The organism is Acidaminobacter sp. QWL-03 (assembly GCF_058683855.1).
In genome coordinates this window covers 2,812,855-2,836,445 of record NZ_CM178752.1, presented here as the reverse complement: position 1 = coordinate 2,836,445, position 23,591 = coordinate 2,812,855, and the positions used below count along the sequence as shown (strand labels likewise).

General features: G+C 52.5%; 17 protein-coding genes. All 17 read right to left on the bottom strand.

What is annotated here, in order from left to right; genetic code table 11:
- Positions 1 to 302: 302 nt before the first annotated feature.
- Positions 303 to 1,682 carry a S41 family peptidase gene (locus tag AC4PHM_RS13280; protein WP_492018237.1) on the bottom strand — a complete coding sequence of 460 codons (1,380 nt, stop codon included), beginning with the start codon at positions 1,680 to 1,682 and terminating at the stop codon, positions 303 to 305.
- A gap of 171 nt (positions 1,683 to 1,853) precedes the next feature.
- Positions 1,854 to 4,160: a xanthine dehydrogenase family protein molybdopterin-binding subunit gene (locus tag AC4PHM_RS13275; protein WP_492018236.1), complete on the bottom strand. Its 2,307-nt coding sequence runs from the start codon at positions 4,158 to 4,160 to the stop codon at positions 1,854 to 1,856.
- Between the two features lie 3 nt (positions 4,161 to 4,163).
- Positions 4,164 to 4,613 carry a (2Fe-2S)-binding protein gene (locus AC4PHM_RS13270; RefSeq protein WP_492018235.1) on the bottom strand — a complete coding sequence of 150 codons (450 nt, stop codon included), beginning with the start codon at positions 4,611 to 4,613 and terminating at the stop codon, positions 4,164 to 4,166.
- Positions 4,614 to 4,634: 21 nt separating this feature from the next.
- Positions 4,635 to 5,432 (bottom strand): FAD binding domain-containing protein, encoded by a 798-nt coding sequence (locus AC4PHM_RS13265; RefSeq protein ID WP_492018234.1) that lies wholly within the window; start codon positions 5,430 to 5,432, stop codon positions 4,635 to 4,637.
- A gap of 558 nt (positions 5,433 to 5,990) precedes the next feature.
- Positions 5,991 to 6,764 carry a Na-translocating system protein MpsC family protein gene (locus AC4PHM_RS13260; RefSeq protein WP_492018233.1) on the bottom strand — a complete coding sequence of 258 codons (774 nt, stop codon included), beginning with the start codon at positions 6,762 to 6,764 and terminating at the stop codon, positions 5,991 to 5,993.
- 32 nt (positions 6,765 to 6,796) lie between these two features.
- Positions 6,797 to 7,396 (bottom strand): hypothetical protein, encoded by a 600-nt coding sequence (locus AC4PHM_RS13255; protein ID WP_492018232.1) that lies wholly within the window; start codon positions 7,394 to 7,396, stop codon positions 6,797 to 6,799.
- Positions 7,386 to 8,177: an ImmA/IrrE family metallo-endopeptidase gene (locus AC4PHM_RS13250; RefSeq protein ID WP_492018231.1), complete on the bottom strand. Its 792-nt coding sequence runs from the start codon at positions 8,175 to 8,177 to the stop codon at positions 7,386 to 7,388. Before AC4PHM_RS13250 ends, AC4PHM_RS13255 begins: the two co-directional genes overlap by 11 nt.
- A complete protein-coding gene (locus AC4PHM_RS13245; protein ID WP_492018230.1) occupies positions 8,178 to 8,567 on the bottom strand; it encodes a helix-turn-helix domain-containing protein in 390 nt (129 codons plus the stop codon).
- A 135-nt stretch (positions 8,568 to 8,702) separates the two neighbouring features.
- Complete coding sequence (locus AC4PHM_RS13240; RefSeq protein ID WP_492018229.1) at positions 8,703 to 11,321, bottom strand: ABC transporter substrate-binding protein; 2,619 nt, start codon at positions 11,319 to 11,321, stop codon at positions 8,703 to 8,705.
- A 228-nt stretch (positions 11,322 to 11,549) separates the two neighbouring features.
- Positions 11,550 to 11,996, bottom strand: a complete 447-nt coding sequence (locus AC4PHM_RS13235; protein WP_492018228.1) for a hypothetical protein — start codon at positions 11,994 to 11,996, stop codon at positions 11,550 to 11,552.
- A gap of 433 nt (positions 11,997 to 12,429) precedes the next feature.
- Entirely contained in the window at positions 12,430 to 13,218 is a 789-nt protein-coding gene (gene kamE / locus AC4PHM_RS13230) for a lysine 5,6-aminomutase subunit beta (RefSeq protein ID WP_492018227.1), read from the bottom strand.
- Positions 13,218 to 14,783: a lysine 5,6-aminomutase subunit alpha gene (gene kamD / locus AC4PHM_RS13225; protein WP_492018226.1), complete on the bottom strand. Its 1,566-nt coding sequence runs from the start codon at positions 14,781 to 14,783 to the stop codon at positions 13,218 to 13,220. The genes kamE and kamD overlap by 1 nt, the downstream gene beginning before the upstream one ends.
- A gap of 268 nt (positions 14,784 to 15,051) precedes the next feature.
- Positions 15,052 to 16,740 carry a lysine 5,6-aminomutase reactivase ATPase KamC gene (gene kamC, locus AC4PHM_RS13220; protein ID WP_492018225.1) on the bottom strand — a complete coding sequence of 563 codons (1,689 nt, stop codon included), beginning with the start codon at positions 16,738 to 16,740 and terminating at the stop codon, positions 15,052 to 15,054.
- Positions 16,737 to 17,777, bottom strand: a complete 1,041-nt coding sequence (gene kamB, locus AC4PHM_RS13215; RefSeq protein ID WP_492018224.1) for a lysine 5,6-aminomutase reactivase subunit KamB — start codon at positions 17,775 to 17,777, stop codon at positions 16,737 to 16,739. The genes kamC and kamB overlap by 4 nt, the downstream gene beginning before the upstream one ends.
- A 177-nt stretch (positions 17,778 to 17,954) precedes the next feature.
- Positions 17,955 to 19,208, bottom strand: coding sequence for a lysine 2,3-aminomutase (gene kamA / locus AC4PHM_RS13210; protein WP_492018223.1), 1,254 nt, complete (start codon positions 19,206 to 19,208; stop codon positions 17,955 to 17,957).
- Positions 19,209 to 20,420: 1,212 nt separating this feature from the next.
- On the bottom strand, positions 20,421 to 21,458 hold the full coding sequence (gene kdd / locus AC4PHM_RS13205) for an L-erythro-3,5-diaminohexanoate dehydrogenase (protein WP_492018222.1): 1,038 nt from the start codon (positions 21,456 to 21,458) through the stop codon (positions 20,421 to 20,423).
- 227 nt (positions 21,459 to 21,685) lie between these two features.
- Positions 21,686 to 23,119: a sigma-54 interaction domain-containing protein gene (locus tag AC4PHM_RS13200; RefSeq protein ID WP_492018221.1), complete on the bottom strand. Its 1,434-nt coding sequence runs from the start codon at positions 23,117 to 23,119 to the stop codon at positions 21,686 to 21,688.
- Between the last annotated feature and the right edge of the window lie 472 nt (positions 23,120 to 23,591).

Sequence of the window (23,591 nt, the reverse complement as noted above, 5' to 3'; positions counted from 1 at the left end):
TAATTGAAACTCCACCTTCTGCAACAGATTATACCATTTGGAAGGAAGTGGAGCAACCTGCCAAATGTTTTGTAATACAACTGTAAAATGAGCAGTTACAATGCTCTACACGATTCATTATACCCTAGTTCAAGTAAAACGACCGTTACAGTTATATTACATCTTGCAAATCGGCCAAAGCCGCAAATGCCAACGGGTGTAGAATAAGTTGTAAAATTTGTGCAACAATTGAGTTTGTGGATTTTGTGGATAACCCACAAGTTCCATATAAATTTATTTGTGTATTCTGTGCATAATGTGGATTACTGTGTTTTCAACCATTTCAGACTTTCTTCAAGAGGCTCGTCGGCCACAACTTGATTATAGCGTTCGAAAATGGCTCTATCAACTGATTTTTTTACAACTTCATCCAAAAGTCCATCCATAAGGATATTATTTTTCTGCTCGTAGCCTTTTAAAGCAAGTTGTGTCTCTTGATCGAATACGCCGCTGAGCTGCAGATCATAGCCTAATAAATTCAGTCTTTGCTGCAGGGCAAGCGCTGAAACGGAGGTTTCACCAAGTTTTAAAGGACCGGAATAATAAAATGGCGCCAAAGCTTTAAAAGCGGAAAGATCCGAACCTTGATCTATGACTTCAACATCCGGCGTTATCCCAACACCTTGGATCTTCAGACCGCTAGGACCATAGTACTCCGCTATGGTCAGCTTGACGCCATCCCCTGTCGAGAGCCGCCTGACTTCCTGAACCAGACCTTTACCATAACTTGTCTCACCAAAAACTTTAATATTCTCTCTTCCTATTAAGGCCGCTGTCAGAACTTCAGAGGCGCTGGCTGATTTTCCGTCAATCAAAACAGCAATCTCACCATCAAAACCGGCGCGTTTAGCGTATTCTATATCATCTGCTTCGCGCCTGTAATCTACGGTTACGATTTTTGATCCCAGTGGAAGCAAGGTATCTGCAATATCTATTGCCGCATCCAGATACCCCCCTGGATTGCCTCTTAAATCCACGACAATCTTTTTAATACCCTTGTTCTTAAACCCAGAAACAGCCTGCCTGAATTTATCTTCCACACCAAAGCCAAAGTCCTCTAGCTTGATGTAACCTATGGAGCCTTCTATAACTTTTGAAGACACACTCTCTATAGTGATTTTTTCACGGGTCAGCATAAAGGAAAGTTCACTGGTCTTGCCCGGTCTCTGTATCCCCAGTTTAACTTGAGTTCCCGCCAGACCTTTGATCTTGGCGACAACCACTTCCAAGGACTGGCCATGAATGCTCTCATCATCAACTGAAACGATTAGATCATCTGCCAGGATACCCGCCTTTTCCGCAGGTGATCTGGGAATGACTTTGTGGACTCTTATGTAAGGTTTTTCTTCGATCAGATACATGCCAACGCCTTCAACGCTGTTGTTGAGACTCTGAAAAAGCTCGGTCATCTCATCCTTTGTAAGGTAGGTACTGTAAGGATCCAGGGTCTCCAGCATGCCCTTCAGCATACCTTCGGTCAACTGGGCGTCATTGACTTCTAAGTAATAGTTCTCCTTGACATAGTCCCGCATCCACTCCAGCAGCTCAGCATCAATGGGTTCTGCCTCTGCAGCAAATCCATCAGGAATCACAATGGTTAACATAAGTAAAAGCAGAATCAAAACGCGGTAGGTACTCTTCATAGCTATGACCTCCTCACACAGTCCGTCTTTTTTATTATAGCCCTTAATCCTAGTCCGCGCAAACGTTTCAGAGGAATTTAATACTTTGTTCGATAAAAAGTCTGGAACGTAAAAACGGGCCGAAGCAATTGCTCCGACCCGCTCATAACAATAATTTGATTCAATTCTAACCTAAACCTCATGCCCCAGCTTACCCAAAATAATCTTCTCAGGTGTCACCGGCAGTTTTCTGATCCGAACACCCGTCGCGTTGAAGATCGCATCCGCAATGGCCGGGCTCGGGGTATTGATGCAGACCTCGCCAACAGACTTACCGCCAAATGGTCCAGACGGCTCGTAGCTTTCAACAAAGTCTACGGTGATCTTAGGCACATCGCTGCGGGTAGGGATCTTGTACTCCAGGAGTGAGTTGGTTTTCAGCTTGCCGTCAATAAACTTGACGTCTTCAAAGACTGCCATGCCCATGCCTTGAACGAGGCCGCCCTCCATCTGAATGAGTGCCAGCTTAGGGTTGAGGATGGCGCCGCCATCGACAGCTGCAACATAATCAATGATTTCAAATTCTCCGGTGTCGAGATCGACTTCGACTTCAGCAAAGCCCGCAAGAAACGGCGGCGGAGATTTCTCCGTGACATGGGAGCCGTGACCGACCAGCTGCTTCTGGTTCTTCACATAGAGGAGCTTCATAGCCAGATCTGCGAGATTGATGGACTTTTCGCCGCAGAAGACGCGCTCGCCGTCGTATTCACACTGTTCTGGTGCCTCTTCAAGCATAGCTGCGCCCTCATTCAGGATCTGAGATCTGATGTCCTCAGCCGCATTGATGACGGCGGTACCTGTGATGTAAGTCGTACTGGAGGCGTAAGCGCCAACGTCAAACGGCGTCACGTCTGTATCCGAGGAGTGAACGCTGATCTTCTCAAGAGGGACACTGAGCACCTCAGCGGCGATCTGCGCCAATACGGTGTCTGAGCCTGTGCCCAGATCTGTCGCACCCATCATGAGGTTGAAGCTGCCGTCTTCGTTGAGCTTAATGATGGCCGCGCCCATGTCAATGCTCGGAATGCCGGAGCCCTGCATGGACAGCGCCATACCGACACCTCTGGCTTTATTGCCGTTAACAATCGTCTTGCCATATTTCTCATCCCAACCAATGAGCTTCTTGCCATGCTCTATACAGGTGGACATTTTGTTGTTTTCAATGAGTTTGAGCGGCTTTTTAATGCCGTCTGAGCCAAAGGCTCTATAGACCAGATGGGTTTCCCCTTCAGCGGTATGGTTGAGTTCACGAATCAAACATGGATCCATGCCCATTTCATGGGCCAACTCGTTGATGGCTGACTCAATCGCGAAGACACCCTGTGTGGTGCCGTAGCCGCGAAGTGCGCCGCCCGGTGTACGGTTGGTGTAGACCACGTTGCCCTCGAAGTCGAAGGCTTCCATTTTGTTGTACATGGAAAGGACTTTGAGGCACGCCGCGCTGAAGACGGTTCGGGCGTGCTCGCCATAAGCGCCGGTATCAGAAATGCCGTTGACTTTGATGGCGCGAATGATGCCGGCGTCATCTGCGCCTACCTTATAAGTAAAGACCATTGGATGGCGGGTATAGGTGGATTCGAAAGCTTCCTTGCGGGTGTAAGTCAGCATGGATGGACGGCCGGTCTTCAGAGTGACGAAGGCCGTGTAAAACTCTGTATGAAGGGCCTGCTTGCCGCCAAAGCCGCCGCCTATGCGTGGCTTGATGACCCGGATCTTGGACACCGGAAGGTCGAGGGCATGGGCCAAAATGCGGCGTGCGTGGAATGGCACCTGTGTGGAAGTTGTAACAACCAGACGGTCATTGTGGTCCAGGTGGGCGTTGGAACGGTGGGTTTCCATCATGACGTGAGCCTGAGCTTGAGTGTAATACTTATGCTCCACCACATGGGTACACTTGCTGAAGGCCTCTTCCAGATTGCCGTAAGCAAGAACATAAGTGGCTGCAATATTGTTCTCAACATCCACCCCTGAAGGGATCTTCTCGACGACACCTTCCGGGTGAATGACAGACGGATGGCCAATCGCCTTCTCGGCATCAATCACCGGCTCAAAGACTTCATAATCCACTTTGATGAGCTTCATGGCCTCTTCAGCTATGCGCTCCGTCTCCGCGGCAATGATGGCCACTTCATCCCCTACATAACGGACGTATTCGTCCAGCATGCGCTTGTCATAGTTGGAAGGCTCAGGGAAGTTCTGGCCGGCCCGGGTGTATTGGGTCTTCGGTACGTCATGGTGTGTATAAACGGCGACAACCCCTTCGAGAGCCAGTGCCGCAGAAGTATCAATGTTCACGATCCGCGCGAAAGGATGTGGGCTGCGGAGCAGTTTCACCGTCAAATAACTCTTGGTATCGTAGAGGTCTTCTGTGTAAGCCGGTGCGCCCATTGCGAGGCGGATACCGTCTTTTTTATCATAAGATTTACCGATCACCTTCATACACTATACCTCCAAATACTGGCGAATGCCGCGGAGCTGGCCTTCGTAGCCTGTGCAGCGGCAGAGATTGCCGTTGAGATAGTTTTTGATCTGGTCGTCTGTGGCGCCACTTCCGAGTTCTTTTTTCATGCCAAGGATGGAGAGGACGAGGCCCGGGCTGCAGAATCCGCATTGCTCGACACCTTCACCTACAAGGGCTGAGGCGACTTTTTTCGCTTCTTCGCCGGCGCCTTCGATGGTGGTGACCTCGTGACCATCGGCACGGGCACTTAGATAGGAGCAGGACAGGACAGGTTTGCCTTCCACCAGAACGGTGCAAAGGCCGCAGGAGCCGGTGTCGCAGCCGCGCTTGACGCTTTTGAAGCCGAGGCTGCGGAGGGTTTCGAGAAGAAAATCATCCGGGCTGATTTCAGCGGTACGTTTCTTGCCGTTTACAGTCAACGTTATATTCATAAGAACGGATCCTCCTTAGGCCTAAAGCAGTTTGAGCAGCACGCGCTCGATCAGCGCTGGGGCGACGGCTTTGCGGTATTCTCCGGATGCGCGGAGGTTGGTGGCGAAATCGAGTTCATCCGCAGCTATTTTGGCAGCGGCTTTAGCGGTTTCTGCGGTAAGGCCATTTTCATTTAGGTAAGCCATGGCGCCAGTAGCGAGCTTAGCCACACGCGGGCGGATGCCGACGGAGATGCGGTATTGGCTATTACAGACCGAGGCAGCGGCATTCAGGACAGCGAAATCGCCCTTGGAGCGGCGGATGGAGTCGAAGGCAGCCTTCGTGGTCTCCGGATTCTTGATGACGATTTTTTCAAGAATATCAAAGCGGCGCTTGCGCTTCGCGAGGAATTCGTCGAAAGCCATGCGGCGGTCGCCGTACATCACGAGCTCCGCGTCGAGGGCGAGAAGAGCCGTGTTCGGGTCGGAGAACGCGTACTTGCTGTAGGCAGTCGCTCCCAGGGTAGCGAGGTTTCGGAACTGGACACCGACAATATACTTCATTGCGTCAGTCCACATGCCGGTGAAGCAGTTCTTTAAGTAAGGATCTGTTTCGATGCTGTGGAAGGTCGCCATAGCGCCAATTTCCACGGCATTCTCGATAGGTTTTATGTAGTCGAGGCCGAGGTCAACAAGGTCCACTGCGAGGTCAATCGTTTTGTCGCCAAGCTTCAGCATCAGCATGCCACCGCCGAGGACCTGAGACTTCTTGTTGGATTTCAGAAGTGTCATGGCCTCGTCCATGGTTTGGGGACGGGCGTATTCGCGAATCGTGAGCATGAACAAATCCTCCTCTAAATGAAGTTGCGTGGGAATAAATTTATCAACTGCAATGATGTAAGTGAAACGGGTTAGAAGCAGCGTGCCGCTTATAAGCCGTTTGAGTTGAATCCTTCGCCGGACGGACTGGTGATATCCCAGCTCCGTCCGCGAGTGCGTCATGGGGGGCATGACATCATTCTTTTAAGCGGCTTTTCAGTCAGCGGCGCTCGGCTTAGCGCCCGCGACCTGTCCGGCCGGCGAAAGACTCAAAAATAAAAGTCAGCACAAGGTATATATACCCTGGCTGACTTGTTTAAGACCTAAAGATTCTCAAGCACGATCCAGCAATGCTGTTGAAGTTGGATGTTTTTCGGTGAACATGGCGTTTCCCCGAACTACGGGATAATTATACGTCCGGGACTACAAATTGTCAATACAATTGAAGGCCTATTGAGGAGGGTTCGTCATTTTTCGTTGTGAAAAAGACACAAAGGCGTCGACAACGATTGCCGGAATTGACTGAAAAGTCAGGGGGGTGAAGCCGGTGGCGGATAATCAACCATCGGCCCAAACGCCCTAAAACTTAAATGTCAGCTGATCCACCTCATGGACGCTGTCAATCACAATGTCCTCCAGCGCGCAGGGGACGCCCAGAATACCGGTGACTGCAGCTTCGAGCTCGTGGCTGGACTCCAGGTAAAAGACCCGGCGGCTGTACTCGACGAGCTTTGTATTCTGGCGATTGTTCAGAATGGTTTTTTCGAGGGCGGTCAAAGTGCCCCGGGCGGTGATTTCAACGGTGCTTCCATGGATAAAGGCCTGAAGGTCCCTCGGGCCCTTGCCGCTGCGCTCCTTAATTAACGCAGAGATCTCGCCGCGCAGGGATTTTTCCAGGACCTGCTTTTGTTCCAGATCCACCAGCTGATTGGCAATCAGCGTCGTGCGCACCGAGGCCTTCAGCACCTGCTCCGCCAGGGCTTCGAGCTGCGTCACAAGGACCGTGGTGTCCACCGGCTTTACGTGATATTTGACAATGCCCAGGTCTACCGCTTCCAGAATTGTGTCGCTGTCAGACAACGCGCTCAGGATGATGACCGGCGTCCTGAAGCCCTTCTCCCGCAGCGCCCGTACCATCTCAAGCCCCGTCATGCCCGGCATGCGCAGATCTGTCAGGATGATATCCGGCGGCTGCTCCTCAAAGCGCTTCAGGCCATCCTGGCCGTTCTCGCCAGTGATCAGCTTGCCGACCCGTCGTTTCAGAAATTTCGAAAACTCCTCCCGGGTGTCCACCTCGTCTTCCACGTAAAGAAGCCGGATGTGGGAAAGCAGGGATGGGGTGCCTTGGGTCATGGGGTCTCACTCCTTAAGGACTTATTGGGGCTCTATTCAACACAATGCGTCAACTTAAGTATGTCGACAAGCCCATTTTCATTAAAATAGTCCCATGATAAATTCAACTTTTTTGAGAAAGTATGACTTGATGGCTTCGATTTAATCTTATTAATTGAATTGTAATAGCGTTCAGCCTTTTCTTCAGAAATCTTATTATGAAATACACATATTGCCAAAATGTGATAATGGCATAACATAATTGCAATGTCGTCGAGATATTTAAACTCTGTGTGGTTATTCGAAACGACAAAATTAATTCCCGTTGCATGTGCGTGACATGCACAGTCCAGCTCTCCAGGACCTACAAGATTCTCACGCGATTGTTTAAATGCTCTCTTTGAGTTTTTAGTAGCGATGTCTAAATCCTTTTCCCATATGACTTCGAATGGGCTTCTTTCATCAGAAATAATTGAATTGATTGAAGCAAAATCCTTGCCCGCTACCCGTTTCAACTCTTTTTCGAAAATATACTCGGTTATAAAAATTCTATTAAAAAGCAAACTGAATAATTCCATACAACCGCTCTTATATAAATCGATGAGAATGTCAGTGTCAGAGATCGCAGCATCAAATTTATCCTCAATCCTCATCTTCGGAGACCACATATCCAAATTCTTCAGGCGCTTTACCAATAAACATTAATAAAGATTCCAATTTTCCATATGAAATTTTCCCTGTTTCATAGTTGCTTCGAATGATTTCTTCGTATTCTTTGGAAACATATTGCGCATTTGAAGGCAGAATCAAGGAACAATCATAACCTTCTTTTTTTGTTAGTTCCAACAGTAGATCTTTGTTATCCAGTGAACAATAGTCCAGAAGTGAGTCATATAGGTCCGCATCACAAAGATCAAGATAAATGAGGCGTTTAAGCATTGCTTTATAACTTACCTTAAAATAATGGTGCATGCGAATCACATGTCGATAGTTAACTTTACCAGGCTCAATCGCAACAATTTTATAAAATATTTCTTTAACACCAGTTTCCGGCATTAAGAATTCAACAGCAAATACTGTAGCTTCTCTTTCTGTTACTTCCTCCATACTTAATACATTTTCTTTTATCAATTGTTCATCATGAAGTACAAGATGACCGAGTTCATGAGCTGCAGAAAATCGTTCGTGACCCAATGTGAAACTTGAATTCAAGAACACAATGAAATTATCGCTAAAATATGTGGTAAAGGCAGATATTTCTGTTGTAACAAGTGGTTTTCGAATGAGGATGCATTGGTTTTCCAGAATTTCAAACACATCAGAAATTCCCTTCCTTGCCCATTTGACCCTTACTTCTTCAGCAATTTCTTGTATTCTGATCCGTTCTATTTTCTCAGAGATAGACTCACTATTCCGGATATCAATTTTTTTCATCTAACTTCTCCACGATGGCGTTATTTTTCTTAATGAAATTAAACCACTTCTAATATTCTTTTGAGCAATTAAATCCTTTATAAAAATCTGTATATCGTTGATTTCAGCCATTGCTTCAACAGAAATAATTCCTCTGCTTCTAAATAAGCTTGCCAAATCTTGTTCTTCATCTTCCTTCATTATTTCTTCCGCTGAGACTTTGAGCGCTTCGCAGAGTGCTTTTATCTCAATTGCATTTGTTGCCCTAGATCCGTTTTCAATTTTACTTATTGTTTCACGACTCATTTTAAGGCCCTTTTCTTCTAAGATCTCCGCAAGGTTTTTTTGGCTTAGATTAATTGCTTCACGTCTGTCTTTGATTCTGTCGCCAATTATTTTAAAAGTGATCATATAAGCACCCTCTAATTAATTAATTTTGTAATATAACATTACACCAAAATCTATTTAATATCAACTTTATTATATTTTGTACTGTTATGTTACAATCGGTAATCTATATAATCAAACTCAGCACTTTAATAATCGTCAGTGTCTTTCAACTTTCTCAAACTTAGTTAGATCTGCTGCCTGGCTGTTTTCTGCGTTTGCCAGGACCACAGCCTTGGCCGGGATTCGGATGACAAAGCTGGCGCCGGCAGAACTACTCTCTTGCAATACCAGCTGGCCGCCAAACTGATTTTCTATAATGGATTTCGCGATATACAGACCCAGGCCGGTGCCTTTGCCGCCGGTCTTGGTGGTGAAATAGACATTGAAAATGTCGTCCTTCAGGGCTTCAGGCACGCCGGGGCCGGAGTCGCGGACTATGATCTCGCAGCAGGCATCCGGTGTTGGCAGGTTCGGGGCGGTGAGTTCAAGTGAGGCGACCGCAGCCCCTTGGCCGCTGAGACAGCCGCAGTCCTCAGGGGCGGTGAGCTCAATGTCGATAAACCTTTGATCCACTGGGGTACCCGCCATAGCCATGGCGTCAATGGCATTGGTGACCAGGTTGAAGAGCACCTGGGAGAAGCCCTGTCTGGAGCCCGCCAGTTCGAAGGCGGCCCGGGCGTGGATGCCGGCCTTCACTTTATTGAAGCGGAGGTTTTCTTCCAGCAGATCCAGGACCGTTTCAATTTCATCTTGAGGCGAGAAGACCACAGGTGTACTGTCCGGCTTTAAAAAGTCCCTGAAGTCATCTATGGTTTCAGACATTTTTTTGATGAGACGCTTTGATTTCTCAATGGCTTTGGTGAGCTCATCCGGCTGGAGGTCCCCGTAATGGAAGCCGTCCTCCAGGTTGCTGAGGATCAGGGACAGATTGTTCAGGGGCTGGCGCCACTGGTGGGCAATGTTGGCCACCATTTCGCCGGTGGCGGCAAGTCTGCCTTGATGGGCAATGAGCGCTTCTTTCTGGCGGTTTTCATCCAGCTCTTTTTTGAAGAGCCGCTCGAGCTCCAGATTGATCTGCTCCAGCTTGAGGCTGAGACGCTCTCTGCCTGGGACATCCATGACGCCCAGGGAATCCAAAGGCTGGATGGTGTCTACGCCTGCGGCGTCCGGTCCAATTTCGGCAGCAATGTCGTCAACTATGGCTCGAAAGCGGGCTTCGCTCCGGCGGACTGCCTCTTCCTCAAAGAGATCCCAGGTGATGTCCTCGATCATGGCCAGGTTGACCATTTCGTCTGTTTCAGGGTCCTTGATCCGCGTCATGAAGACCCGTGCGTGAAGCAGGCTGCCGTCTTTACGGACGTAGGTGCGTTCGATTTCGATTTCGTTCAGACGACCATCGGCAAGGGCTGAAAGCTCTTCTGAGCCCTGGTCCCTGGAGTTAGGATCCACCAGATCCAGAATGTTCATGCCAATCAGCTCTTCCAGGGGATAGCCAATCTGCCGGGCCCAGGTGCCGTTGGCCTGAAGGATTTTGCCATTCACGTCCGCCATAGTGATGGACAGGACGGCGTTGTCAAAGATGGACTGGTGGCGGGCGTAGGAGCGGGACAGGGTCGCTTCCGCCTTGAGGCGCTCGGCGATCTCGTCATTGAGCTCCCGGTTGCGTACGAAGAGAAACAGCACCATGAGCACCACCAGAAGAATGACAAAAGCAACGATTTGGCCCTGGCGCTTTTCCGTGTCCGCGATCCGGTTCGCTTCCAGAATGGTCTTATAATCAAACAGAATGGTATCGATGGGATACGTGTCCGTCATGAAGCCCAGTTCTTTGAGGGATTGCTGCATATGATCCCAGCGCAGAGGGTTCATGTTGCCTATGGCCACGACCGGGTACAGCATCAGGTCCTGGACGACTTCGGCCTGAAAGCGGTTGTACAGGGTGTGCTCCGCTTGGCCCATGTCCTGTCGGGGGTGTTCCCGGCTTATGGCTATGGACGTTTCACCAGGATTTTTCAGGGCGTATTCCCAGCCCTTGATGGTGGCTCTTCGAAAACGCTCCACCAACTCCGGGTTGGAGACCACGAGACGGGTCGAGGTAAACAGGGAGTCCCCGTAAAAATCTATGCCGTAGTCGATGGGACGTATGGCGCGCACATTGACGCCTTCCCTGGCGGCGTAGTAGCCCATGGTGCCCAAATAGCTGGGAATCACGTCAAACCGGCCGGTCAGGAGGTCTTCAAAGGCTATGCTCATGGAAGCGCTGCGCAGCTTGGCGTCGTCCGGCACAATGCCCCGGGAGATCATCATGGCCTGGAGCTCCAGGTCCAGGGTGTCGTCGAGTCTGCGGGCGACATTCAGGGTATTGAAGTCCTCGATGCCATTGAAGGGAGTGTCCTCGAGCATGTAAAATTCCGTCGGGCTCTTCTGGAAGAAGGAGGCGACGATCTTAAGCTGATTGTTGCCCATGTCCAGCAGGATGTCCGAGGTACCTATGCCAAAGTCCGCGCGGCCGCTGATGACCTCTTCCGTGGGGCGCAGCACCTGTCTTCGCTCATCGAAGCCGTGGCGGATCTCGACCGCCAGGCCTTCTTCCTCGTAATAGCCCTGCCAGAGGGCTTGATAGTAGCCTGAAAACTGAAATTGAGGATCCCACCTGAGTTGGAGGACGACTTTGTCGAGTTTTTCTTCATTCGCTGCGAAGGCTGGTGTGACTTGAGGAATCAGGAGAGCGGTTAGGAACAGAAGGAAGATGAGGCATTTGATTGGTCTGTACATGGATCCCCGCCGCCTTTCACAGAGTTTTTAACTTGAGGTGACTTGAATGGATTTATGAGGTCGGATTTATAATATCCCCGTTATGCTATCCCATTCATTATATCTGAAATTGGGGGAATGCTCAAAAAAAAGAAAAAGCCCACTCAGGCTTTTATTTTGATTTAATACCGCGCATGGTCTAGTTAGATCAGGCGCGTTGACATTTTCAGGGTTCAAGGAATTACGTTCCTAAAGCGAAAGTCCAAAGACTCCGACGCCAATCATGAGGATCAGATTGAGGATGGCAATAATCCCGAAAGAGATCACCAGGAGACTTTCCTCCAACTCAGCGAGGTGTGAGAGCCGGTTTCTGAGGCGGAAGCCTTTTGCGGACGCTTCTGCAGACCGCTCAGGATCACGCTCTGTCTCATTCTCATTATCAAGATCTATGATGGAAAGAGGCTTCTGTCCGTTTGTCAGCGGGCTGTCGCTTCGGTTTTCCTCTGGCTTTCTTGAGCGCTTGGTTTCGTGGGTGATCTCCCAAACTGTCAGCAAGGCAAAAACCACTGTCCAGACCGCAAAAAACAGTGCCGTGTGTCTAAATTCCAAAAACGTCAATACTTCGATGGCTAACGCGGAGAGGATGGACATGTACAGTGACAGTCCTCGTCTTGGGCGCGTCGTTTCCTGCTGCATGGGTGGATCACCTCGTTGGGTTGATGGATTGGACAACATTCTGTCGGGCCAAATGGTGTGGTTGAGGGTGTTCAGTGCCTTTTGCCTGGGGTTGGCCTGGATGACCGTTACGGGCACCGCGCTGCGGGTTATGTTAATCTATTCTCTTTTGCTTATTATGATACCGTATTTACCATTGATTGGAAAGTGTAATTTCGATTTTGTTCATGGAATTTTAGAAAATTTAGGGAAGTGGAGGGCGGGGGCCGGTGAGAAAAAAACTGGGTGTCTGCAACTGGCGTCTATCGACCCCCGAGTTTCAGTTGAGGTAAACGGGGTGTCTGCGGCCAGCGCCTATCAACCCCGGGTTTCTCGCACATTCCAATGTTACAAAAACATTACATTCCGCGTCCCCAACTTCAGGTCGGGGACGCGGAATGTAATATTGTTTAAATTATACCAAACCCCGCTGAACCATCTGTGTGACAATGAAGGTTGCCACATGCTCCGCGTAAGTGCCAGTGGAGAAGCCGGCATCATAGCCAATTTCCTTGGCCAGCTCGTGGCTGATGCGCGGACCGCCGGCGACGACCACCAGCTTGTCTCTGAGGCCTTCTGCCTCGATGAGCTCGATCAGGTTGGTCAGGTTCGGGATGTGAACGTCCTTCTGGGTGACGACCTGGGAAACGATCACGGCGTCGGCGTTCAGTTCGATCGCCTTAGCCAGGAATTCCTCGTTTGGCATCTGAGAGCCCAGGTTGTAGGCTTCAATGCCTTCATAGCGCTCGAGGCCGTAGTGACCATCGTAGCCTTTCATGTTCATGATGGCGTCAATGCCGACGGTGTGGGCATCCGTACCGGTGCAGGCACCTACAATGACGACCGGGCGCTTGATATTTTCCTTGATGTAATCCTCGACGCCATACTTATCCATGACTTCGACGTCAACTTTTGGCACTTCGATTTTGGTGAAGTCCACGGTGTGGGTGCCCTTGCCGTAGCAGACGAAGAAGGTGTAGCCCACGCTCAGGTCTTCGTAGTGGCTGATCTGAGGCTCATCGACGCCCATCTTGAGGAGATAGAGGCGGGCGGCTTCGCGGGCTTCGTCAGAGTAAGGCACCGGGAGCGTGAAGCTGAACTGCATCATGCCATCGTTGAGGGTATCGCCATAAGGCTTGATTTTAGTCAGGTCGATGGTGGAATGTGCTGTGGTGGATGCGGTTGAACGATCATCGGCAGACATTATTTTTCACCCTCCTTTCCAAGCATGAGTTCAATAAACGGATTGAAGTACAGGGCGTCTTTGACGACGACGCCGTCCAGGCCTTTGCCGCCGTTCATAGGGCGCTTGACGCCGGCGAACTTGCCTTTTTCAATGGTAGACATAATGCCTTCCTGCTCGATGTCTTTCAGCATTGACGCCGCGTCCGCGAGTACTGCCTGAGCGCGGCTCTGGATCATGCCGCCTTCTTTGAACTCGATTTCGTCGCTGATGCTGCGCATATTGTTGAAGATGTAGCGGGCGTTTTCGATGGAAAGGGCGCGGTCCTGCAGCAGCGGGGTATGGATGGCTTCGGTCAGCATGCCGAGGAGCTGGATGCCCTGGTTGGTCATGATGGAGACCATGTTGAAGAGGGCGTCCTGGACGTGGCCTTTGAAGATGTTGCCGTTCATGAATTTGGTCGGCGGCATGTACTTCAGCGGCGCTTTAGGGAAGATGTCCCGGGCCATTTGGGCCTGGGAGAGTTCGAGGAGGAAGCCATCCTTGAGGTTTGGATTCATCTCGAAGGCGTGGCCGAGGCCCATTTGCTCTTCCGGCAGTCCTGCGCGGAGGGCGAACTGCTCGTTGATGAACTGGCTGGCCAGGACGGTGTGGGCTTCTTCGACGGCATCGGCTGTGGTCAGGTAGTTGTCCTCGCCGGTGTTGATAATGATGCCGGCAAAGCCGTTGATGATCCTGGAGAAGTACTGGTCGACCAGGGTGCGCTGCATGTTGATGTCGCGGAACAGGATGCCGTAGAGGGCGTCGTTGAGCATGACGTCCAAGCGCTCGAGGGCGCCCATGGCGGCGATTTCCGGCATGCACAGGCCCGAGCAGTAGTTGCAGAGGCGGATGTAGCGGCCGACTTCATTGCCCACTTCGTCCAGGGCGCGGCGCATGATGCGGAAGTTTTCCTGGGTGGCATAGGTGCCGCCGAAGCCTTCGGTGGTTGGGCCGTAAGGCACGTAGTCCAGGAGGGACTGAGCGGTGGTGCGGATGACGGCGATGACGTCGGCGCCTTGTCTGGCGGCCGCCTGGGCCTGGAGGACATCCTCGTAGATGTTGCCCGTAGCGACGATGACGTAGAGGTAGGGCTTAGGGCCTTCGCCGACGTTTTTGATGAAGTCTTCGCGGTGCGCCCGGTTGGCGCGGATGCGCTCGACGGTTTTGACAGCGACTTTATTCACTGCCGCCTGGATGTCCTCGAGGGATTTCTCAGGGAGCTTGGCGAGCTCGATCTCACCGGCGGCAACGCCTTCTGCGATTTCCTGAGGGGTCTTGCCGGTGGCCAGCATGGCGCGGCCAATCCAGTAGGCAGCGCCCAGTGGGAGGCCGCCTTCCTTTTTGATGGCTTCGATCATGACGTTCGGCAGCGGGCGCTCCAGCTCATCGATGCCATCGATGCCGAGAAGTCTCGCGACGGTGCGCTCGACGGTGACGCTGGAATGCTGATCTATAAACGGCTGGATGTCCGCCGCGATTCGGGCTGCGGACTGCCGGGCTTCTGCCACCAGGCCAAAGTCCAGGTTCAGCTTGTTTTTCTGCATGGATGTTCACTCCTCTTTGGTCCGTTTGGTTTTTTCGGGTGGTTGCGTTAGGGTTATGGGTGATTGGAACGGGTGTGGGGTTGGGTGGTGTTGGGGTCAATAGGCGCAAGCCGCAATAGGCGCAAGCCGCAATAGGCGCAAGCCGTGCGGACAAGTTCTGAGTTAGGGGCAATAGGCGTTAGCCGCGCGGACAAGTTCTGAGTTAGTGCCTGTCACCAACTTCATTTCGGTGCCAGAGCTTAGTGTAAATTTACACCAAACCCACCACTCAGTTCCTTGGCGTCACGAGGACCTTCCGTGCTTCCGCCAAAATCCTTTCATCCAGGCCCATCAGGGCGGCGATCTGAATCGCGTCCTTTGGCACCTCTTCCGGCGAATGGATTTCCTTCAGCCGGTAGTCCATGGAGCGCTTGAGCAGCTCGATCCCCTTCCCGGGATCGTTTTCCATCTCCAGCATCACGGACTTAAAATCTACAAAGCTCAGCCCCAGCACCTGCAGATGCCTGACATCCCTGGCATCCGCCAGGCCGTCAAAGTGGGTCGTAATCAGCGTCATGGCGGACGCTCGCTTTAGATGATTCACAATGGCCATGGAAATAGCAAAGCCCTCTTTGGGGTTCGTCCCCCGGGCCAGCTCGTCAATCAGGATCAGTCCCGGTCCGGCAGACAGCTTAACCGCCTCGGATACCTTCAGGATTTCCGCGCCAAAGGTGCTGAGCCCCTGATCCACGTCCTGCAGATCTCCTATGGAGGTATAAATAAACGCCCTCGGCGTCAGCCGCATGGCCTTGGCCGGCACAAACAGTCCATACTGGGCCACGGCCGTCAGCATGCCCACCATCTTCAGGGTCACCGTCTTGCCGCCCATGTTGGCACCGGTGATACAAGTGACACCCGGGGTCAGACCCAGGCTCACCGCGGTGTATCTTCCGCCTTCAGAACCGCTGTCCTTGGCCTTCTTGATCTGCTGCTCGACCTTGAGGTGACGGCCTTCAGTGATTTCGAGAACCCCGGACGCCAACCCTTCGGCCGCCCCCGTCTTTGGCGGGATAATATCCGGCCGGACGCAGTCAAAGCCTATAGCGAAATAGCCCTTGGCAGCCAGCAAATCCAGCCGCCCAATCGCCTTAACATTCTCCTCCAGATAAGGCAGCAGCGCCCGGAGTGCCTGAGACAGAGTCTTTCGAACCTCAAACTCCTCAGATTCCTCCTCGGCACGCAGATCCTCCACCAGGGAGCACATGTGGTCAATGACATCATTGCCTCTCAACCTGTAAGTAATATTCACATAAGTCTCAGCGCTGTAAACCAGGTCGGGCTCCGCGTTCAGCCGCTCGATCAGCGCCCGGTCATCCTTGCCCACGGCCAGCTCGCCGCTCGGCCGGACTTTGACCCCCAGCCGCTCCTCCAGACCCGCCCGGATGCGCTTTCGCTCCAGCATGATCTGGTCCTCGAGCTCTCTCATCCGCGCCCGAACGCCCCTCAGTTCCTCAGCGTAATCATCATAAATATAAAAGGTCGGCGTTCCAACCCCCGCAGGATCCAGCAGCTGGTCCACTTCCGGAAGCGCCTGTACCGTGGCTTCAAGAGGCAGACGCCCCTTAAGCAGCACCGCCGTTTCCGACAGCTTCTTCATAGCCAGCGACAGCATCTTCACTTCGAAGAGCTCCGTCACCACCAGGACTTCCCCCGCCTTCAGCCGAAGGAAAGTCCCCCGCAGATCCTTGACGCGCGAAAACGTGCCCCGCATGTCCACAAAAGCATAGCGGTTGGCACGAATAAGCTCCGTGATCCGTTCGACATTATCAAGCTCTGCGATTAGCCTTGTAGTATCCTCCGGACCAAAAGGCGTCATAGCCTTCTTTTCCGACTCCCCATACGGCGTATGCACCACAATGCGGCCAAAAATATCATCCAGATCCAAATTTTTAATCACTTCAGGACTGAAGGGCTTCATAGGTCAGACTCCCCTTCCATGACATCGAAAACCGGAATAGGCAGCAGATCCTCTGACATGCGCCGCCTGAAGGTCTTGGGATCAAAGTAGTACCCCTGTGGCGCGTAGGGGTTGATGGTCACCGCCAGCACCCGGATGGGGTCCAGGACCTTGACGCTGAGCCCGGCTCGCTTAAACAGCTGCCAGTCCCGCGAGTCGACAAAAATCTTAGTGGCATCCCGCACAATCAGCGTCACGCCCTTAAAATGACTGCTGGCCGCCAGCAGATCCCGCATGGTCTTCGTCACCAGGGACCCCGGCAGCACAATATACCGCGCGTGCTCATCCAGCACCTCGGCAATCTTGATGCCCGCCCCCAGCGCCGTCTTGGCTTCCACGGTTCTGACTTCAAACGCGTCATCAATCACCGCGATCTGGCGCTCTGCCAGACACTCCTCCGCCAGCATCCGGACCACCGGATCCTGAAGCGTCTCCAGCTGCAGGAGGTGCACCCGGTGAATCGACTGCTCGATCACCTTGTTCATGTCCCGGCTCAGTACCGCGCCGGTCGAGAGAATCGTCGCGTCCGTAATCGCCGGCGACGCGCTGGACACCCGGTCCAGAGCCCCGTCCACCAGCACCAGCTCCGCGCCGAATGCCAGCATCCGCTCCGACACCGCCCGAATCTCTAAATTCGTCACAGGCCCGCCAATCTCGACATTGCCGCTGCTCACCGCCCGTGCAATGACAATCCGCCCCAGGGACGACTGGTAATCCGTCATCTCCAGGACCTCCAGCTTCGCCTCCGAGCAGTGAAACAGACTCTCCGCCGTGGCGATCAGCGTGCCCCGTTCTATGTAAATCATGGGTTTCTCCGTGCACGTGACCACATCCACCCGTTCCCCGTCTCTGCCGATGGACGTGAGCCCCAGCCTAACACCTTCGTCAAACGCACTGTATAAAATATCATTGAGAGCAGACGTCTTCCCGGCATTCTTGGCCATGCCAACCACCGACACAACGCGGTAGTTGCCTCGGATCAGATCCAGAATGGACATGCGTGTCACCTCCTGTGCACAAAAGTGTATGTTTATAGTCAATATTGTTTAGAGTAAATCATTAAAACGCTGGGAAGCCGACCACAGTGGCAATGGTCCCCCGCGGCAATCAAATCTGAGTTGCCGCGAATGGGGGGATTTCCGCTGCCATCGTCCCCCCCAGCGCTTTTTAACGGATTACTCGTGATGAGTACGCTTGTAACGGTCCAGCTCCTTGAGCTCCAAGCTGACCTGGTTGCCCTGAAGGAGGCCGCCCACGCCGGTGACCTTATGGGCGCGCTTGCCCTGGCACACGTCGCAGTGGCAGACTTCCTGATAAGGGGACGGCTCGGTGTAAGTGGTTACAACGCCCTCGTAGTTTCTGAGAACCACGCGCTCAGGCGACATGGAGATCAGATACTGCGGCATGACCGGAATCTTGCCGCCACCGCCCGGCGCGTCGACGACAAAAGTCGGAACCGCATAGCCGGAGGTATGGCCGCGCAGGCCTTCAATAATCTCAATCCCCTTGGACACCGGCGTACGGAAGTGCTCGATGCCCACAGAAAGGTCGCATTGATAGATGTAGTATGGTCTCACGCGCATCTTGACCATGTTGTGCACCAGGTCTCTCATGACGTGCACGCAGTCGTTGACCCCGCGAAGGAGCACGGACTGGTTGCCCAGCGGCACGCCGGCGTCCGCCAGCTTGCGGCAGGCTTCCTTCGACTCCGGCGTCACCTCTTTGGAGTGGTTGAAGTGGGTGTTCAGCCAAACCGGATGATACTTCTTCAGCATGTTGACCAGATCGTCCGTAATGCGCTGCGGCATAACCACAGGCACGCGGGAACCAATTCGAATGATCTCAACGTGAGGGATCTCCCTAAGCTTCTTGATGATGTATTCCAGCGTCTCGTCCGACACGAGCAGCGCGTCGCCCCCGGAAAGGAGCACGTCGCGGATCACCGGCGTGTTTCTGATGTATTCGATGGCTTTATTTATATTGTCCATAGGCGACTGCTGGTCCTGGGACCCCGCGAAACGGCGGCGCGTACAGTGACGGCAGTACATGGAGCACATGTCCGTAATCAGGAAAAGCACGCGGTCCGGGTAACGGTGCGTCAGCCCCGGCGCCGGAGAGTCCGCATCCTCGTGAAGCGGGTCGTCCATGTCCGCGGCGCTTTTGTGGGTCTCATGAATGGTCGGTACGGCCTGCATGCGCACCGGACAGCCAGGATCGTTCTTGTCCATGAGCGACGCGTAGTAAGGCGTGATCCCCATGCGCAGGATCTCCAGGGATTTCGTGATTCCCTCTTCCTCTTCCTGAGTCAGGTTGATGACCTTCTTCAGGTCCTCCAGCGTCGTAATCCGGTTGCGGACCTGCCAATGCCAGTCGTTCCATTGCTCTTCGGTGACGTCTTTCCAGAGCTCGATCTCGTTGTAATACTTCACTTGGAATGGCCTCCTTCTGATGGGTGGGGATCGTGTAAGTGTTGGTAATGCTTAAAGCTATTGATAAGACGTGTTTTCACTTTGATAGAGCCCGCCTTTGGCGGTTTCACCTCAGACAGCTCCAAATGACTATAGGGGTCGCCGATGGTCACTCAAGCCCACTTAGACCCCAAAGGTAAATGCTGTTGTATGAACATAGGTATGGTTCAAATGAGCTCGGGAAAGCTTCTGTAAGATCGCTCGCAGCGCTTGGGTGGAGCGCTTTGAACTGCGATTCGCGGATGCCACTTATGTATGATTCGGAGGTGGCCTGGTGAGGGGGGTGGAACATTCTGCTTCGGGTATCATTTATGTCAAACACGGTTACAGCCTGACGGGTGCTGCTTGCTTCGGTGTTCTCGGTTGTCACTATTATGCTGCAGCAGATTAAGACGTGCTGCTTCGGGTAAAGCACGGCAGGGTCGGGTTGGGTTTTTCGCCTACACGTACATTCCCTGCTGCTGCATAATAGTTGCACTTTTGCCTAGATTACAATTTGAAGCATTTACACCATGTATACCCTTGCCATCCAGCAGGCAACCTCCGTCCTAAACAACCATGGAGGTCAATCGGCGCTCCGCGCTGATTGCCTTCCGCTTGATTCAGCTGAAGGAAAATGGCGCCCAGCGCCATTTTCCTTTCTTGCATCCCACATCCGCATTCCCAAGTCTCTGATTTGACAAAATTTCATTTGAAATAAATGCTTCGGTCGCCGACAACTTCCGAACCATACCTGGGAAAGCTCCGAAAAACTAAATTTTTGATCGAAAAGGCAAAATTTAGATCGCTATAAGCGTTGGAAATGCTTTGTTCTAAATTTGCTAAAATTGCCTATTTCAAAAAATGATGACTTTTTCGGAGGTTTCCCTGGCACAGTTTTCGGAACAGCGACGTTAAACAAACTTGAAAAGATTGAAATTACTTGCTTTCAGCAAAAACAACTTCATTAACTTCAAAAACGGTGACAGGTACGGAAATGAAGAAGATGTAAGTTACGCCCTAATGTACTTAAAAGAAGCGGCTCACACCAGGAAAATGGTGCCTGGCACCATTTTCCTTCCTTGCCCTTCCATCACCTCACGGGATTTACACCATTGTAATAGATTCGCTGCGCAGCCCGCTCCGCAAATCTATTACCAGCATGCTTAATATTTTCTGCCTCCGCAGAAAATATTAAGCATACAGTTCCGTGTAGATCTCCCTCAACACTTCGCTCTCCCTCATGCAGTTGAGCGCGCACTCGGCATGGCCTTTCGTGTAACCGTTGCCGATGATCATCGTCGTATCCATGCCCACACCCTCTGCGCCGAGAGCAGCAGCCGTGAAGCTGGTCGCCATGGAGAAGAAGTAGATGACGCCAGTGTCTTTTGTTGCCAGGATGCTGGACATCTCTGTGCCAGTGATGTTGACGCAGTTGATGGTGACGTCGCACATTTCGCCGTTAGTGGCTTCGCGGACTTTTTCGAGGATCTCGACTGGTTTGGTTGCGTCGCCGGTGATGAGAATATCGGCAAGGCCTGCGCGCTTCACGCGCTCCATGGACTTCTCACTGCGGCCATAGCAGATGACTTTGCCGGTTGGGCCGCACTTTTTCTTCGCTTCGTAGAGGCACAGCATGCCGGACTTGCCAGCGCCGCCCAGAACGAGGACCGTGTCGCCTTCCTTGACGAGCTTCGCGGTTTGCGCAGGGGCGCCAGCGACGTCGAGGACAGAAAGGGCAAGGTTTTGCGGCATATCTTCAGGCAGCTTCGCGTAGATGCCGCTCTCGAAGAGGATCGCCTGACCATCGATATCCACCTGGTCAATGTCCTTGCGGATCTCCTTAATCTTGTTGATCTTCAGCGGGGTAAGGGACAGGGAAACCAGCGTCGCCAGCTTGTCGCCGACCTTCAGGTCAATCTTGCCAGCAAGCTTAGGGCCAATTTCCTTAACGGTGCCAATCAGCATGCCGCCGCTGCCGGTAACCGGGTTGTGGTGCTTGCCGCGCGCCGCGACAATGCCCATCATGATTTCTTCAATTTTCGCAAGGTCGCCGCCCGCCTGCTCCTTGATCTGCGTAAAGCTGGCAGAGTCAATGTTGAGGGTCTGAACGTCGATCAAAATCTCGTTGTCGTAGATCTCCATGGTGTTATCGATTTTGAGTGCCGGCTGCGGCAGTGTGCCGACCGGTTCGAGGACTCTGTGTGTACCAAATTTGCAGCCTGTTTTCATTTTATGTACCCCCGCTTATGGTATTAGGTGCGAACACCCGGTTTGTGTATATCGCGGTTCTATATTGCAATCGGCATGCCAAAAAAATAACGAAATCCCGAATCTAGGACTCGGGATTCCCTTCGAAGCTTTAATTTTCAACGTTTCTTCATTTGAAATTTCTTTTCCAATGACCAAAAACCCTTCTGCCGATGGTCACCTTACCCCACTAACCTGCGATATTTTACCTATTTCACGCCTCCAAGCGCCGAATTTTCGGCGTCCTCGGTTTCCTTCATCTTTTTCAGCTTTGACTGCAGGGTCTGACGGGGCAGTTCCAGCAGCTCCGCGGCACGGGTGACATTTCCCCCCGTCACAGCCAGGGCCTCCGCGATGTACTCCGCTTCGAGGTTGGCGAGGGCCTCGACCATCGGCAATCTGGTCTTGGTCTCTGAAGGTGTGCTTCTGTGGCTCTCCCGGGCAGCGCGCTGAAGGGACTGGGGCAGATCGTCCAGGGTGATTTCTCGCCCTTCCATCATGCCCATGGCGCCCTCGATGACGTGCTCGAGCTCGCGGACATTGCCGGGCCAGTCATAGCGCATGAGGGCGGAGAAGGCGGCTTCGTCGAGGCCCATGACGTTGAGGTAGAGGCGGTCGTTGAACTTTTTGATGAAGTGCTCGACGAGGAGGGGGATGTCATCCCGGCGGTCGACAAGCTTTGGCAGGTGCAGGGTGATGGTGTTGAGGCGGTAGTAGAGGTCGCTGCGGAGCATGCCGAGCTGGACGGCTTCCAGGGGCTCAATGTTGGTGGCGGTCAAAAGTTTGACGTCCACGTGGCGGGTGCGGGTGTCGCCCACGCGGCGGAAGGTGCCGTCCTGGAGAACGCGCAGGAGTTTGCCCTGGAGCTCCAGGGGCATGGAGTTGATTTCGTCAAGAAAGAGCGTGCCGCCGTCCGCGGTCTCGAACAGACCGGGGCGGTCGGTGGAGCCGGTGAAGCCGCCCTTGGTGGTGCCAAAGAGGATGCCTTCCAGAAGTGAGGCGGGCAGCGCGGCGCAGTTTTGTGCTATGAACGGCCGCTTTTTCCTGCCGCCGGCGTTGTGAATGGCCTGGACAAAGAGCTCCTTGCCGGTGCCGGTGTCGCCCCAAATCATGACGGGAGAATCGATGCGGGCCGCCCTCATGGCCATGGACTTAGCGGTGAGCATACGGGCGTTGCGGGTGACAATGTCGTCAAAGGTGAAATGGGCGTCGTCCGAGGCGGTGGTGTCCGTGGACCCGTACATCTTATTCTGGAGGGTGACGACCTTTTCGCTGAGGGCCATGACGGCGGACACGTCGTGGGAGATCTCCATGGCGCCCACCAAGTGGCCGCTTCTCCGGACGGGCAGGGTGGTGTTAACGGTGGCGACCTTCTTGCCCTTATAGGTGGTGAAGGTCTGCTCGTGGTTGTAGATGGGGATGCCAGTCCTCAGAACCTTGTAAAGGGTGCTGTTCTCCTCGTCCAGCGAGGGATAGATTTCGAAGAGATGCTTGCCCAGGGAATTTTCGATGTTAATGTCGTCAAGCATGGCCGCCAGCCGGTTGCAGAAGACCAGGCGCCCCTCGATGTCAATGATCTGAATGCCGTCAGACACATGATCCAGGATGATGCTGAAGTTTTTTTCGTCGATCAGACTGAACATGGCGCGCTCCTTTCGGTGGTGGGGAATGGTAAATACAAAGACCCTGCCGATGGTCACAGGATCGTCTTATTGGCGGGTTGGAGAGATGGCCGCTGCGCGGATGGAAGCCTGCCGAAAATCCGGCGCGTAGCCGCCGGATTTTCGGCAGGCTCTCTTTGTAGTGTAGCACAACTTAAAGGATTCCCCTAATGAAATTGTGTAGGAGTTTTTATAGGTGACGCGGACGAGTTTCAACTTAGTGCCTGTCACTAAAGTTGAAACGGGGCCAGAGCTTTGTAATAGTTCTGTAACAATCGGGAGATGGATCCCATTTTTCAACGGCTACAAGCCGCCTTTACGTTGAATTCACGCAAAACCCAGTGGATTCTGGGTATATATACAGTGTACCAATTGTTCAAAATACGAGTCACTCAGGAAGCACCCGTCTTCATTCCCTATTTTTGGTTTGAGTCTAACGCTATATTGTTAGTTT

Bases quoted from the DNA above. Each gene is read 5' to 3' on its own strand.
- AC4PHM_RS13280 (WP_492018237.1), bottom strand. From the start codon at position 1,682: ATGAAGAGTACCTACCGCGTTTTGATTCTGCTTTTACTTATGTTAACC.
- AC4PHM_RS13275 (WP_492018236.1), bottom strand. From the start codon at position 4,160: ATGAAGGTGATCGGTAAATCTTATGATAAAAAAGACGGTATCCGCCTC.
- AC4PHM_RS13270 (WP_492018235.1), bottom strand. From the start codon at position 4,613: ATGAATATAACGTTGACTGTAAACGGCAAGAAACGTACCGCTGAAATC.
- AC4PHM_RS13265 (WP_492018234.1), bottom strand. From the start codon at position 5,432: ATGCTCACGATTCGCGAATACGCCCGTCCCCAAACCATGGACGAGGCC.
- AC4PHM_RS13260 (WP_492018233.1), bottom strand. From the start codon at position 6,764: ATGACCCAAGGCACCCCATCCCTGCTTTCCCACATCCGGCTTCTTTAC.
- AC4PHM_RS13255 (WP_492018232.1), bottom strand. From the start codon at position 7,396: ATGAGGATTGAGGATAAATTTGATGCTGCGATCTCTGACACTGACATT.
- AC4PHM_RS13250 (WP_492018231.1), bottom strand. From the start codon at position 8,177: ATGAAAAAAATTGATATCCGGAATAGTGAGTCTATCTCTGAGAAAATA.
- AC4PHM_RS13245 (WP_492018230.1), bottom strand. From the start codon at position 8,567: ATGATCACTTTTAAAATAATTGGCGACAGAATCAAAGACAGACGTGAA.
- AC4PHM_RS13240 (WP_492018229.1), bottom strand. From the start codon at position 11,321: ATGTACAGACCAATCAAATGCCTCATCTTCCTTCTGTTCCTAACCGCT.
- AC4PHM_RS13235 (WP_492018228.1), bottom strand. From the start codon at position 11,996: ATGCAGCAGGAAACGACGCGCCCAAGACGAGGACTGTCACTGTACATG.
- kamE (WP_492018227.1), bottom strand. From the start codon at position 13,218: ATGTCTGCCGATGATCGTTCAACCGCATCCACCACAGCACATTCCACC.
- kamD (WP_492018226.1), bottom strand. From the start codon at position 14,783: ATGCAGAAAAACAAGCTGAACCTGGACTTTGGCCTGGTGGCAGAAGCC.
- kamC (WP_492018225.1), bottom strand. From the start codon at position 16,740: ATGAAGCCCTTCAGTCCTGAAGTGATTAAAAATTTGGATCTGGATGAT.
- kamB (WP_492018224.1), bottom strand. From the start codon at position 17,777: ATGTCCATTCTGGATCTGATCCGAGGCAACTACCGCGTTGTGTCGGTG.
- kdd (WP_492018222.1), bottom strand. From the start codon at position 21,458: ATGAAAACAGGCTGCAAATTTGGTACACACAGAGTCCTCGAACCGGTC.
- AC4PHM_RS13200 (WP_492018221.1), bottom strand. From the start codon at position 23,119: ATGTTCAGTCTGATCGACGAAAAAAACTTCAGCATCATCCTGGATCAT.